At 66.9% G+C, this 11,863-nt stretch carries 13 protein-coding genes; 5 read left to right on the top strand and 8 right to left on the bottom strand.

The window, feature by feature from the left end:
• Nucleotides 1-8: 8 nt before the first annotated feature.
• On the top strand, nucleotides 9-176 hold the full coding sequence (locus ACEN88_RS14530) for a LysR substrate-binding domain-containing protein (protein WP_413340641.1): 168 nt from the start codon (nucleotides 9-11) through the stop codon (nucleotides 174-176).
• A 48-nt stretch (nucleotides 177-224) separates the two neighbouring features.
• Nucleotides 225-632 carry a MarR family winged helix-turn-helix transcriptional regulator gene (locus ACEN88_RS14535; protein WP_400189801.1) on the top strand — a complete coding sequence of 136 codons (408 nt, stop codon included), beginning with the start codon at nucleotides 225-227 and terminating at the stop codon, nucleotides 630-632.
• Nucleotides 633-637: 5 nt separating this feature from the next.
• On the opposite strand, the gene ACEN88_RS14540 is transcribed toward ACEN88_RS14535, so the two are convergent.
• Entirely contained in the window at nucleotides 638-1,180 is a 543-nt protein-coding gene (locus ACEN88_RS14540) for a PaaI family thioesterase (RefSeq protein WP_413340625.1), read from the bottom strand.
• A gap of 131 nt (nucleotides 1,181-1,311) precedes the next feature.
• Here ACEN88_RS14540 and ACEN88_RS14545 point away from each other — a divergent pair, with 131 nt between their 5' ends.
• Both ACEN88_RS14545 and ACEN88_RS14550 read left to right on the top strand, forming a co-directional pair.
• A complete protein-coding gene (locus ACEN88_RS14545; RefSeq protein ID WP_036233287.1) occupies nucleotides 1,312-1,755 on the top strand; it encodes a MarR family winged helix-turn-helix transcriptional regulator in 444 nt (147 codons plus the stop codon).
• Between the two features lie 97 nt (nucleotides 1,756-1,852).
• Complete coding sequence (locus ACEN88_RS14550) at nucleotides 1,853-3,040, top strand: thiolase family protein (RefSeq protein WP_413340627.1); 1,188 nt, start codon at nucleotides 1,853-1,855, stop codon at nucleotides 3,038-3,040.
• A gap of 126 nt (nucleotides 3,041-3,166) precedes the next feature.
• Here ACEN88_RS14550 and ACEN88_RS14555 read toward each other — a convergent pair whose 3' ends face one another.
• Entirely contained in the window at nucleotides 3,167-4,066 is a 900-nt protein-coding gene (locus tag ACEN88_RS14555) for a LysR family transcriptional regulator (RefSeq protein WP_413340629.1), read from the bottom strand.
• Between the two features lie 97 nt (nucleotides 4,067-4,163).
• Here ACEN88_RS14555 and ACEN88_RS14560 point away from each other — a divergent pair, with 97 nt between their 5' ends.
• Complete coding sequence (locus ACEN88_RS14560; RefSeq protein WP_413340631.1) at nucleotides 4,164-5,177, top strand: zinc-binding alcohol dehydrogenase family protein; 1,014 nt, start codon at nucleotides 4,164-4,166, stop codon at nucleotides 5,175-5,177.
• On the opposite strand, the gene ACEN88_RS14565 is transcribed toward ACEN88_RS14560, so the two are convergent.
• From ACEN88_RS14565 to aceK, 6 genes are all read right to left on the bottom strand, one after another.
• Nucleotides 5,178-6,206: a hypothetical protein gene (locus tag ACEN88_RS14565; protein ID WP_413340633.1), complete on the bottom strand. Its 1,029-nt coding sequence runs from the start codon at nucleotides 6,204-6,206 to the stop codon at nucleotides 5,178-5,180. It lies immediately after the preceding gene.
• A gap of 45 nt (nucleotides 6,207-6,251) precedes the next feature.
• A complete protein-coding gene (locus ACEN88_RS14570) occupies nucleotides 6,252-6,824 on the bottom strand; it encodes a GNAT family N-acetyltransferase (RefSeq protein WP_413340634.1) in 573 nt (190 codons plus the stop codon).
• The gene (locus tag ACEN88_RS14575) at nucleotides 6,821-7,948 is read right to left on the bottom strand and encodes an acyl-CoA dehydrogenase family protein (protein ID WP_413340635.1); all 1,128 of its coding nucleotides are present in this window, start codon (nucleotides 7,946-7,948) and stop codon (nucleotides 6,821-6,823) included. Before ACEN88_RS14575 ends, ACEN88_RS14570 begins: the two co-directional genes overlap by 4 nt.
• A 27-nt stretch (nucleotides 7,949-7,975) precedes the next feature.
• A complete protein-coding gene (locus ACEN88_RS14580) occupies nucleotides 7,976-8,644 on the bottom strand; it encodes an SDR family oxidoreductase (protein ID WP_413340636.1) in 669 nt (222 codons plus the stop codon).
• Between the two features lie 68 nt (nucleotides 8,645-8,712).
• Complete coding sequence (locus tag ACEN88_RS14585; RefSeq protein WP_413340638.1) at nucleotides 8,713-9,912, bottom strand: acetyl-CoA C-acyltransferase; 1,200 nt, start codon at nucleotides 9,910-9,912, stop codon at nucleotides 8,713-8,715.
• A complete protein-coding gene (aceK, locus tag ACEN88_RS14590) occupies nucleotides 9,905-11,734 on the bottom strand; it encodes a bifunctional isocitrate dehydrogenase kinase/phosphatase (protein ID WP_413340640.1) in 1,830 nt (609 codons plus the stop codon). Before aceK ends, ACEN88_RS14585 begins: the two co-directional genes overlap by 8 nt.
• Nucleotides 11,735-11,863: the final 129 nt, after the last annotated feature.

Consider the following 11,863-nt stretch of genomic DNA (forward strand, 5'->3'; position numbering starts at 1 on the left):
ACGCCGCCCTGCGCGACTGGATCGGCAACGGCCGCCTGCGCCGCGTCCTGCCCGACTGGTCGCTGCCGACGGCCAGCCTCTGGTGCGTGATGCCGGGACGGCGCCTGATGCCGGCGCGCACGCGTGTGTTCGTCGACATGCTGAAGGCGCACATGGATGCCGTCATGAGCGGGTAATTTTTGAAAACGCTTGACACATGTGCGTACGCACATAACACTATGCCCATGACTGCTTCCGAACGACTCATTGCCTGCAACTGCTTCGCCTCCCGCAAGGCGGCGCGTCTGGTGACGAAGATGTATGAAGACCACCTGTCGCGCGTGAACCTGACGAGCACGCAGTTCTCGATCCTGGTCTACATCGACGAGGTCAAAGAGGGCTCGATGAAGGATCTCGCCGAGGCGATGGTGATGGAGCGCACGAGCGTGATCCGCGCGCTGCAGCCTTTGGCCCGCGACGGCCTCGTGGCCATCGGACCGCACGAGGACGACGCGCGCCGCAACGTCGTGCGCCTCACCGATGCGGGCCGCGCCAGGCTGGCGCAAGCGATGCCCGTGTGGCAGACGGCGCAGGCCGAGTTCGAAAGCCGGTTCGGTGCGGAACTGGCCGGGCAGCTCCGCGGCGTGGGCTGATCGGTTCAGCGGGCCTCGAACACGAGGCACGTGGTCGTTGCATGCGCATACAGCCGGCCCTGCGCATCGACGATCTGCCCTTCTGCCGTCGCGAGCTGGCGGCCGCAATGGAGCACCGTGCCGATCGCGCGCAGCGGCCCGCCGTCGAGCCGCGCGCCGCGCACGAGGTTCACGCTCAGCTCCGCCGTCGTGTAGGCGTATCCCGGTTCGAGCGCGGTCTGCACGGCGCAGCCGACGGCCGAGTCGAGCAGGGTCGCGTACCAGCCACCGTGCACGGTCCCCATCGGATTCAGGTGTTTTGCCTGCGGCGTGCCCTGGAACGTGGCCTTGCCCTTCTCGACCTCGACGAGGAAGAAGTCGAGCGTCTCGGCGATGTGCGCATACGGGAAGCGGCCGTCGAGCAGCGCTTCCATGATGGCCAGGCCCGTCATCCCGCGCGCTTCCTGCGCCGGCACCACGCCCGGACGTCCGCCGCCCTGCTCGATGCGCGCACGCACCGCGCGCAGCTGTTCTTCCCATTGTTGTGCCACCGTCGGCTGCGTCTCCATGCGATCCTCCTGTCGTGTGATTGGGTGTATATGCAAGGCTCCGGGCGGATTATGCACGGGTTCCGGCGTCCCCGGGGTTATACTCGCTAGAGGGACGGCACTAACGCCATCCCGGCAATGGAATACCGTACATGACATCGAACGACCCCCTGTGCAACTGCCTCGCCCTGCGCCAGGCGTCGCGTTACATCACCGGCGTGTACGACCAGGTGCTGAGCGAGGCCGGCCTGCGCGTCACGCAGTTCTCCATCCTGTACAAGCTGCTGGGGCTCGGGCCGATGACGGTCAACCAGATGTCCGCCGAACTGGTCATGGACCGCACGACACTCACCCGCAACCTCAAGCCGCTCGAGCGCGATGCCCTCGTGACGACCGGTCCCAGCGAGCACGACAAGCGTGAACGCGTGATCGTCCTCACGCCGGCCGGCAAGGCCAAGGTGAAAGCCGTGCTGCCGCTGTGGCGCCGCGCCCAGCAGACCTTCGAACAGAACTTCGGCAGCGAACGCGCACTCGAACTGCGCATGCTGCTGCGCGCCGTCGTCGAGACGGGCATACACGAGCCCGAAGTCAAATAAATCCGCTCGCCGGCAGGCCGCGCGTCATGCGCTTTTCAAAATACGTGTATATACTCCTATTTGCACGACCCCGCCATCCAACCCGAAAGGAGTCATCATGTCTGCCCGCGACATCGTCCTGTGTGCCCCCGTGCGTACCGCCATCGGCGCGTTCAACGGTTCCCTGAAATCCATCCCCGCCGTCGAACTGGGCGCGGCCGCCGTGCGCGCCGCCGTCGAGCGCGCGGGCATCGCTCCGGACGCCATCGACGCCGTCCTGATGGGCAACGTGGTCCAGGCGGGCAACCGCATGAACCCGGCGCGCCAGGCCGCGGTCCACGGCGGCATTCCCGTGAGCGTGCCCGCAATGACGCTGAACCGCGTGTGCGGCTCGGGCGCGCAGGCCATCGCGTCGGCCGCGCACGAGATCCTGGCCGGCGAATCCAGCGTCGTGCTGGCCGGCGGCATGGAAAACATGGACCAGGCGCCGTACCTGATGCCGCAGGCCCGCTGGGGCGCGCGCATGGGCCATGCGCAGATCTACGACAGCCTGCTGCACGACGGCTTGAACGACGCGTTCTCCGCCCAGCACTCGGGCTGGCACACGGAGGATCTCGTGAAGGACGTGGACCTCACCCGCGCCGCGCAGGACCGCTGGGCCGAGCGTTCGCAGCGCCGCTTCTCGGAAGCCCAGGCGGCCGGTGCGTTCAAGGATGAAATCGTGGCGATCGAGATCGCGGGCAAGCGCGGCGTGCAGCTGTTCGACACGGACGAAGCGAACCGCCCGGACACCACCTTGGAGACGCTGGCGAAACTGAAGCCGGCGTTCCGCCCGAACGGCACGATCACGGCCGGTAACGCGCCGGGCCTGAACAGCGGCGCGGCCGCCGTCATCGTCGCCGACCGCGCGACGGCCGAGCGCCTGGGGCTGCAGCCGGTCGCACGCCTCGTCGCATCAGGCGTGGCGGCCGTGGAGCCGGGCATGTTCGGCCTCGGTCCCGTGCCGGCCGTGCAGAAAGCCCTTGCGCGCGCGGGGTGGAACGTCGGCGACGTCGACCGCTACGAAATCAACGAGGCGTTCGCCGCCGTGCCGCTGGCGGTGGCGAGAAAACTGTCACTGGCGGAAGACGTCATCAATGTCGAAGGGGGCGCGGTGGCACACGGTCACCCGATCGGCGCAACGGGGGCCGTGCTGACGGTGCGGCTGCTGCATGCGATGCGGCGCGGGCTGGCGCGGCGTGGCGTCGTCACGCTGTGCATCGGGGGCGGGCAGGGGATTGCGCTGGCGCTGGAGCAGATCGCATGAACACGCGGACGCTAAAAAATACGCGAACGTAAAACGACGTCGTCCCCGCGCAGGCGGGGATCCAATTTTCAAGCGTTACGTTGACGCATGCAGAACCAGGGCCCCCGCCTGCGCGGGGGCGACGGATTACGCCGCCACCATCTCCCGCACCCGCTCCACCAGAAACTCCCTGAGCACCCTGACGGCCGGCGACACCTGCCGCCGGTTCGCCAGCACCATGTACAGCGGCTGGTTGTTGCCCTCCCAGTCCGCGCACACGGTATGTAGCGCACCGCTTGCGAGATCGGCCTGCACGTCGATGCGCGAGCGGTAGCACAGCCCCAGGCCAGCCAGTGCCCAGCGCCGCACGATCTCGGAATCGTCAGCCACGCGATCGCCGCGCACCGTCACCTCGATCTCGGCACCGTGCTTGTAGAAGCGCCAGCGGTCGTTGACCGACTCCTCCAGCATGAAGCACAGGCAGTTATGCGCGGATAGGTCATGCGGCGACGCCGGCGCGCCGTGCCGCGCCAGATACGCAGGCGACGCGCACAGCACGCGGCGGTTCGTTTCCAGCAGCGGCAGCGCCACCATGCTGGACTCTCTCGGCTTGCCGAAGCGGAGCGCGATGTCGACGGGCTCGCGATAAATATCGGCCAGCCGGTCCGTCAGCTGCAGCCGCAGGCGCACGGCCGGATGCCGTTCCTGGAACGCGTTCAGCCACGGCAGCACGACGTGGCGGCCGAGGTCGGACGGCATCGAGATCTGCAATTGTCCCTCGATCGTGTTTTCTCCCGCACGTACCTCCGCCTCGGCGTCGCGCAGGCCGTCGAGCAGCGGGCGGCAGCGGGCCAGCAGGCGTTCGCCGGCCACCGTCAGGCGCATGCTGCGCGTCGTGCGCACGAACAGCGCCGTACCGAGATCCGCCTCCAGCCGCTTCAGGCTCGCGCTGGCGACGGCCGGCGATACATCCAGCACGCGCGCGGCCGCGGAGAGGCCGCCTTGCTCGGCCGTGGTGACGAACAGTTCGAGGTCGCGCAGATTCATTTTTCAAATAAATTTTGAAAGTGATTTCTTGATTGCGCAGTTTATCAAAAAGATCGAAGCGCCCAGAATGACAACCATCGATCACCAAGGAGCCACCATGAAAGCCATCGCCTACCAGGACAACCTGCCCATCGCTCACGCCGATGCCCTCGTCGACATCACCCTGCCGGACCCGGTCGCGACCGGCCGTGACCTGCTCGTCGAGGTGCGGGCCGTGTCCGTGAACCCCGTCGACGTGAAGGTGCGCGCCGGCTCGAAACCGGCCGACGGCGAGTGGAAAGTGCTGGGCTGGGATGCCTCCGGCATCGTGAAGGCCGTCGGGCCGGACGTGACGCTGTTCCGTCCGGGCGACCGCGTCTGGTACGCCGGCTCCATCGCCCGCGCCGGCAGCAACAGCGAGCTGCAACTGGTCGACGAGCGCATCGCCGGCAGGATGCCGCAGTCGCTGGACTTCGGCGGCGCCGCCGCGCTGCCGCTGACGAGCCTCACGGCGTGGGAACTGCTGTTCGACCGTCTGGAAGTGCCGACCGACGAGCGCGGCAAAGGCAAGACGTTATTGGTGATCGGCGCGGCGGGCGGCGTCGGCTCGATCCTCGTGCAGCTGGCGCGCCAGCTGACCCGCCTGACGGTCGTCGGCACGGCGTCACGTGCGGAGACGCGCGACTGGGTGCTGAAGCACGGCGCCCACCACGTGATCGACCACGGCAGGCCGCTCACCGACGAGATCCAGCGTGCGGGCCTGGGCGCGCCGGACTACGTGATCAGCCTCACGCACACGGAGCAGCACTTCGACCAGATCGTCGAGATCATCGCGCCGCAGGGTAAATTCGGGCTGATCGACGACCCGGCCCCGATCGACGTCCGCAAGTTCAAGCGCAAGGCCGTGTCGCTGCACTGGGAACTGATGTTCACGCGCGCGCTGTTCTCGACGCCGGACATGATCCGCCAGCACGAGATCTTGAATCGCGTGGCGGACCTGATCGACGCGGGCACGATCCGCTCGACGGCCAACGAGAATTTTGGACGCATCGATGCGGCGAACCTCAAGCGAGCGCACGCGCTGATCGAGTCGAACCGCGCGCAGGGCAAGATCGTGCTGGCGGGGTTCTGATTACAAGCGCCGCGTAAATTCCATCGAAATCGGATAGACCATCTCGCACGGCTGCCCGTGGCAGGCGGCGGGCTTGTAGCGCATGGCCATCGCGGCGCTGGCGATGTAGCGGATCACGTCGTCGTCGAAGCTGCCCACCTTGCGCACCTCCTTCGCCTTGCCGTCCGCGCCGACCAGCACGTGCAGGCGCAGCAGGCCGCGGGCGGCGTACTTGCCGGCGACAGCCACCGCGAGCCGGTTGAATTCGACGGTGCCGTTCAGCGGATACGGCGGATCGTCGCCAGGTTCCAGCGCCGGATAACCGTTGCGGACGATATCCTTCTGTTCGGGGGTGAGACCATCCCAGCCGACGTTGGTCGGCAGCGGCGAGCGCACGTCCGTCTTCGCCAGCAGCGTGCCCGTGTCCGGCTCGGCCTGGCGCTGCTGGAACGTGTTCTCCGGCTTGGGACGGGCCAGCGCCCCGTTGCGGGCACCAACATCGAGCGTGCCGACGCGGCCGCTGCCCGCATACGTGATGCGGTCGCCATCGACTGGACGGCCATCGCGGAACTCGCCTTCGACCATGCCGCCGAGCGCGTACGTGAGACGGCCCTGGCCGTTCGGCCGGTCGGCGTGGAATTCGCCCTGGTAGGTATCGCCGTTCGGATAGATCTGCACGCCCTTGCCCTCGCGCCGCATCATCTTGAGGCCGCCTTCGTAGCGCAGCTCGCTGGCAAAGTGCAGGTAACCCTCGCCATCCGGCACGCCGTCGGTCAGCGAGCCGATGTACGTGAATTTGTCGCCTGCTTTCAGCTTCGCTTCACCGCTGACGGCGCCGTGCGCGAGCGTGCCTTCGATGCGGCGCGTGGTGCCGTCCTTCGTCGTCCATTCGAGCACGCCCTTGCCTTCCGCATAGCCATTGTTGCAGGGGCCCGTCCAGTGCACGGACTGGTCGTTGGGTGCCGGGAGAAGTTTGCCGACCTGGCAATCGTCGGCGTGGGCCGCCTGTGCGAGGCAGGCAGCCAGGAGGAGAGGCAGGGCGGTTTTCATCAACCCACTCTAGCATGCGGACCCGGACCGCATGCTCACCGATTCTCACCGCTGGCGCAGCCTGAGCGACATGTAGCTCAAGTCATGGCCGACCCCCGCGATCCGGAGCATGTCCGCCACGCGCGCGACGGTCGTGAAGCCGGCGCGCGCATACAGTTCGACCGCCGGCCGGTTGTCGGACAGGACCTCGAGATCGATCCACTCGATGTCCGTTTCGGCCCGTGCCCAGGCGGCCGCCGTTTCGAGCAGGCGTCGCCCGAGTCCGCGCCGCCGCCACACGCGGTGCACGCCCATGCCGAGCATGGCGCGGTGCGTCGCGGCCGGTTCCGGGCGGCCGCGCAGGTCGATGTGGCCCGCGATGTCGCCGTAGGCGTCGATGGCGAGCCACAGGCGGCGCCAGCCCGGCTGGCCGGCGGGGATGTCGATGCCCTTGATGAATGCGATGCGCAGCCCGGCCGGCAGGCGCGGCTGGCCCGGAGCGATGGGCTGGAACAGCGGCGTGCCGTCGGCGCCGTTGTCGCGCAGGTGGTCGTCCAGGTAGGCGAAGAATGGCGCCAGGTCGGCTTCATTGGCCGGGCGGATCGTCAACGCCTCCGTGTTGTCCATCAATGCGGTCACAAAGCCCTTGCAATCAAAATCTTCTGGATGTCGCTCGTGCCTTCGTAGATCTGGCACACGCGCACGTCGCGGTAGATGCGCTCGACGGGGAAGTCGGCCACGTAGCCGTAGCCGCCGAACACCTGCATCGCCGACGATACCACGCGCTCGGCCATCTCGGATGCGAACAGCTTGGCCATCGCGGCTTCCTTCAGGCAGGGCAGGCCCGCATCCTTCATCGCCGCGGCGTGCAGGATCAGCTGGCGCGCGGCCTCGATCTGCATCGCCATCTCGGCCAGGCGGAACTGCACCGCCTGGTGGTCGAAGATCGGCGTGCCGAAGCTTTCGCGCTCCTTCGCATACGCCAGCGCGGCCTCGAACGCGGCGCGCGCCATGCCCACCGATTGCGACGCGATGCCGATGCGTCCGCCCTCCAGGCCCGACAGCGCGATCTTGTAGCCTTGTCCTTCTTCGCCGATCAGGTTTTCAACCGGGACGCGGCAGTTGTCGAACACGATCTGCGCCGTGTCCGACGAATGCTGGCCCATCTTCTGTTCGATGCCGGCGACGATGTAGCCGGGCGTATCGGTCGGCACCCAGAACGCGCTGATGCCCTTCTTGCCGGCCGCCTTGCTTGTTACGGCCATGACGATCGCGACGTCGCCATTCTTGCCGCTCGTGATGAACTGCTTGGTGCCGTTCAGGACGTAGTGGTCGCCGTCGCGCACGGCCGTCGTGCGCAGGGCGGCGGCGTCGCTGCCCGTGTGCGGTTCCGTCAGCGCGAACGCGCCCAGCAAATCGCCCTGCGCGAGCGGGCGCAGCCAGCGTTCCTTCTGCGCCGCGTTCGCGTACGTCATCGCGATCGAGCACACGGGGCAGTTATTGACCGAAATGATGGTGGAGGTGCCGCCGTCGCCGGCCGCGATCTCTTCCAGCACCAGCGCCAGCGCGACGTAGTCGAGGCCCGCGCCGCCGTACTGCTCGGGCACGGCCACGCCGAACGCGCCCAGCTGGGCCAGTTCCTTCAGCTCGTCCTTCGGAAAATGGTGCTCGCGGTCCCAGCGTGCCGCATTGGGCGCCAGGCGTTCCTGCGCGAAGGTGCGCAGGGCGTCGCGGATCATCTGGTGTTCTTCGGTCAAAATCATGTTGTCTCGGTTGTTATCTTGGACGGCTCACCATGGGATGGGCGTGCCGTCGTAATTGAGGAAGGCGCCGTTCTGCGCCGGCGTCGCCTTGGCCAGGGTGGCGCGCAGTCCAGCCGCGCTCTGCTCGACGGTGAGCGTGGCGCTCGCGCCGCCCATGTCGGTCTGCACCCAGCCCGGATGGAACGTCAGGCACGTCGCGCCCTGCGGGCCGTACGTCAGCGCGGCGTCGGCCAGCACGGAATTCAGCGCGGCCTTGCTGGCGCGGTACAGCGAGCCCTGGTTGCTCGTGCGCGTGCCGATGGAACCCATGCGCGACGAGATCACGGCCACCTTGCCGCGCGTGGCAGTCACCAGCGGTGCGACGATCGGCAGCAGGCGCATCGCGGCCAGCACGTTCGTGTGCATGACGTCGTCGAACTCCTTCTCCGTCGGGAAGCCGGCGTGATCGGGGCCGTACACGCCCGCGACGAGCCAGGCGGCGTCGACCTTTTCGTCGTCCAGCTTCCAGCCCAGGCCACCGATCGATTCGGCATTCGTGACGTCGACCTGGTGCGCTTCCGCGCCGAGCCGGCGCAGCGCATCGCAATCCGCGGGCTTGCGCGCGGTGGCGATGACGCGCCAGCCGTCGGCGCGGTATTGACGGGCCAGTTCGAGGCCGATGCCGCGCGAGGCGCCGATGATGAGGGCTGTGGACATGGATGCTCCTTCACGGTATGGATGACAGTCCGTCACCATACCGTGTTTTAGCAACGCGTGCGTGACGGTCAGACCATCTCGATCGCCATCGCGGTCGCTTCGCCGCCGCCGATGCACAGCGACGCCACGCCGCGCTTGCCGCCCGTCTTCTTCAGCGCGCCCAGCAGGGTGACGATGATGCGCGCGCCGGACGCGCCGATCGGGTGGCCCAGCGCGCACGCGCCGCCGTGGACGTTGACCTTGCTGTGCGGGATGTCCAGCTCGTGCATCGCGGCCATCGGCACGGCGGCGAACGCTTCGTTGATCTCGAAGAGGTCGACGTCTTTCGGCGTCCAGCCAGTCTTCTTGAACAGCTTCTTCAGCGAGCCGATCGGGGCGGTCGCGAACTGGTCCGGTTCCTGCGCGTGCGTCGTGTGCGCGACGATGCGGGCGAGCGGCGTCACGCCCAGTTCCTTCGCCGTCGACTCGCGCATCATGACGAGGGCCGCGGCGCCGTCGTTGATCGACGACGAAGACGCCGCCGTGATCACGCCATCCTTCTTGAAGGCCGGACGCAGCGTCGGGATCTTGTCGACCTTCGCCTTGACGGGGCCTTCGTCCTTCTCGACGATCGTTTCGCCCAGGCGGTTCGCGACGGTCACCGGTGCGATCTCCCACTGGAAATCGCCGGACTCGGTGGCGTTCTGCGCGCGCTTGACGGATTCGATCGCGAACGCATCCAGCTGCTCGCGCGAAAAACCGTACCTGGCCACGCACTCCTCGGCGAACGTGCCCATCGAGCGGCCTTCGCCCGTCTTCTCGTTGCGCGAATACGCGTCTTCCAGGCCGTCCATCATCATGTGGTCGAACATGACGCCATGGCCGAGGCGGTAGCCGCCGCGCGCCTTCGGGATCAGGTACGGGGCATTGGTCATCGACTCCATGCCGCCCGCCACGACGACGTCCGCGCTGCCGGCCTTGAGCACGTCGTGCGCGAAGATCGCGGCCTGCATCGCGGAGCCGCACATCTTCGACAGCGTGACGGCGCCGGTCGACAGCGGCAGGCCCGCCTTGATCAGCGCCTGGCGCGCCGGCGCCTGGCCCTGGCCGGCCATCAGGCAGTTGCCGAAGTAGACGTGCTCGACGAGGCTCGCGTCGACGCCGGCGCGCTCGACGGCCGCCTTGATCGCCACGGCGCCCAGGTCGCTCGCGGATTTCGAAGAGAAGTCGCCCTGGAAGGCGCCCATCGGGGTACGGGCGGCGCCGACGATAACGATTGGATCATTCATTGTGTAAGGTCTCCAAGTAATGGGGTTGCGGCGAGGGTGTCGCCGGGTTCGTTGGGTCCGCGAGATGGAACCGGATGTGCTGCGGATACGGAAAAATGTCTTCGAGCTCGCCTGCGAGGATGCGGTCCTTGTGCGACTGCCACCAGACGCGCGTCAATAGTGCGGCATGGTGTTTCATGAACGCGGCGCGTATCTTTGGGTTCGCGAGCAGGAAGCGCGCGAATTGTTCGGGAAAGACGTCGTGCTTGCCGATGGGATACCAGGGCTCGGCGGCCATCTCGTCTTCCTCGTTCCGCGGCTGCGGGATGTCGCGGAAGTTGCAATCGGTGAGGTACTCGATCTCGTCGTAGTCGTAGAACACGACGCGGCCATGTCGGGTCACGCCGAAGTTCTTGTACAGCATATCGCCCGGAAAAATATTCGCGGCGACGAGGTCGCGGATCGCATTGCCGTACTCGAACACGCCATGTTCGATGAGGTCGTCGTCGCCGCTGCGCTGTGCACGGTCCAGGTAGATATTCAGCGGCACCATGCGCCGCTCGATGTACAGGTGCTTGATGACGATGTGGTCGCCTTCGATGTCGACGAGCGAAGGGGCGAACCGGCGCAGTTCGGCCAGCAGTTCCTCGTCGAAGCGGGACAGCGGAAAGGCCACGTCCGAGTACTCCAGCGTGTCCGCCATGCGGCCCACGCGGTCGTGGTGTTTCACCAGCAGGTATTTTTCCTTGATGCGGGCCCGTGTCGTCTCTTTCGGCGGCGGATAGAAATCCTTGATCACCTTGAACACGTACGGGAAGGAGGGCAGTTCGAACACGAGCATCACGAGTCCGCGGATGCCGGGCGCGATACGGAAGGCGTCGGAGCTGTGCTTCAGGTGCTGCAGGAAGTCGCGGTAGAACAGCGTCTTGCCCTGCTTTTGCAGGCCGAGGATCGTGTAGATTTCGCTGCGCGGCTTTTTCGGCATGAGGCTGCGCAGGAATTGCACGAACGCCGACGGCACCTCCATGTCGACCATAAAATAGGCGCGCGTGAACGAGAACAGCAGGATCACCTGCTCGGGGTCGGTCAGCACCGCATCGAGGACGAGCCGGCTGGCGCGGTCGTGCAGGATCGGCACGACGAACGGATGCTCGCGGGCGCCGTTGATGACGCGGCCGACTATATAGGCGGCCTTGTTGCGGAAGAACAGGCTCGACAGCACGTGCAGCTGCTGGTTCGGCTCGCGCTCGTGCAGGCCGAAATGCTCGACCATGCGTGCCTCCACGAGCGCGATGTCGCGGTCGAGGTCAGCGAACGGGCAGTCGAGCTGGAAATTCGTCACCATGCGCCGCAACGAGAAGCGCAGGCCGTCCGCTGCCGGGTAGTACACGCGGTAGGTCGGGGCCGGCTCGTCCGTCTCGATATATTCCGTCGAAACGGCCGGGCGCACGAAGATGAAATCGTTGCGGTAATAGCTGCGGTGCAGGATGTGGCAGCAGACGGAATTGAAGAAGCTCTCCGCCAGTTCCGGGCGCTTGTGGTCCGTCAGCAGGCCAATGTAATGCAGCTTGGTCTCGCGCCAGGTGTCGTCGTCGAGGTCCTCCGGCGCGTATTCGTCTTCCAGCGCATGCACGCATTCCTGCACGCGCTTGTCGTAGAAATCGATGCGCTTGCGCGCGGCCTGCTGGGCCGTCGTCCAGTCGGCACGCTCGAACCAGGTCTTGGCCGTCTTGCTGGCCTGGCGGAACAGCGTGTAGTGGCGGTCGAAGCCGTCCAGGATGGTGCGCGCGATGTCGAAGGCGATCTGGGACGACAGCAGCTTGGGGAAAGTGGCCTGGGTCATCGTGCGGCTCGCGCGGTGGAGAACGTTATTGTTATTGTATTACCCGATCCGTGGGGGGGGGGCGGGGGGGGGGGGGGGGCGGGGGGGGGGGGGGGGGGGGGGGGGGGGGGGGGGGGGGGGGGGGGGGGG

Source organism: Massilia sp. CT11-108 (assembly GCF_047302915.1).
GTDB lineage: Bacteria > Pseudomonadota > Gammaproteobacteria > Burkholderiales > Burkholderiaceae_D > Telluria > Telluria orientalis.

Excerpts from the sequence above, each read along its gene's own strand:
- ACEN88_RS14535 (WP_400189801.1), top strand. The coding sequence starts at position 225 with ATGACTGCTTCCGAACGACTCATTGCCTGCAACTGCTTCGCCTCCCGC.
- ACEN88_RS14540 (WP_413340625.1), bottom strand. The coding sequence starts at position 1,180 with ATGGAGACGCAGCCGACGGTGGCACAACAATGGGAAGAACAGCTGCGC.
- ACEN88_RS14545 (WP_036233287.1), top strand. The coding sequence starts at position 1,312 with ATGACATCGAACGACCCCCTGTGCAACTGCCTCGCCCTGCGCCAGGCG.
- ACEN88_RS14550 (WP_413340627.1), top strand. The coding sequence starts at position 1,853 with ATGTCTGCCCGCGACATCGTCCTGTGTGCCCCCGTGCGTACCGCCATC.
- ACEN88_RS14555 (WP_413340629.1), bottom strand. The coding sequence starts at position 4,066 with ATGAATCTGCGCGACCTCGAACTGTTCGTCACCACGGCCGAGCAAGGC.
- ACEN88_RS14560 (WP_413340631.1), top strand. The coding sequence starts at position 4,164 with ATGAAAGCCATCGCCTACCAGGACAACCTGCCCATCGCTCACGCCGAT.
- ACEN88_RS14565 (WP_413340633.1), bottom strand. The coding sequence starts at position 6,206 with ATGAAAACCGCCCTGCCTCTCCTCCTGGCTGCCTGCCTCGCACAGGCG.
- ACEN88_RS14575 (WP_413340635.1), bottom strand. The coding sequence starts at position 7,948 with ATGATTTTGACCGAAGAACACCAGATGATCCGCGACGCCCTGCGCACC.
- ACEN88_RS14580 (WP_413340636.1), bottom strand. The coding sequence starts at position 8,644 with ATGTCCACAGCCCTCATCATCGGCGCCTCGCGCGGCATCGGCCTCGAA.
- ACEN88_RS14585 (WP_413340638.1), bottom strand. The coding sequence starts at position 9,912 with ATGAATGATCCAATCGTTATCGTCGGCGCCGCCCGTACCCCGATGGGC.
- aceK (WP_413340640.1), bottom strand. The coding sequence starts at position 11,734 with ATGACCCAGGCCACTTTCCCCAAGCTGCTGTCGTCCCAGATCGCCTTC.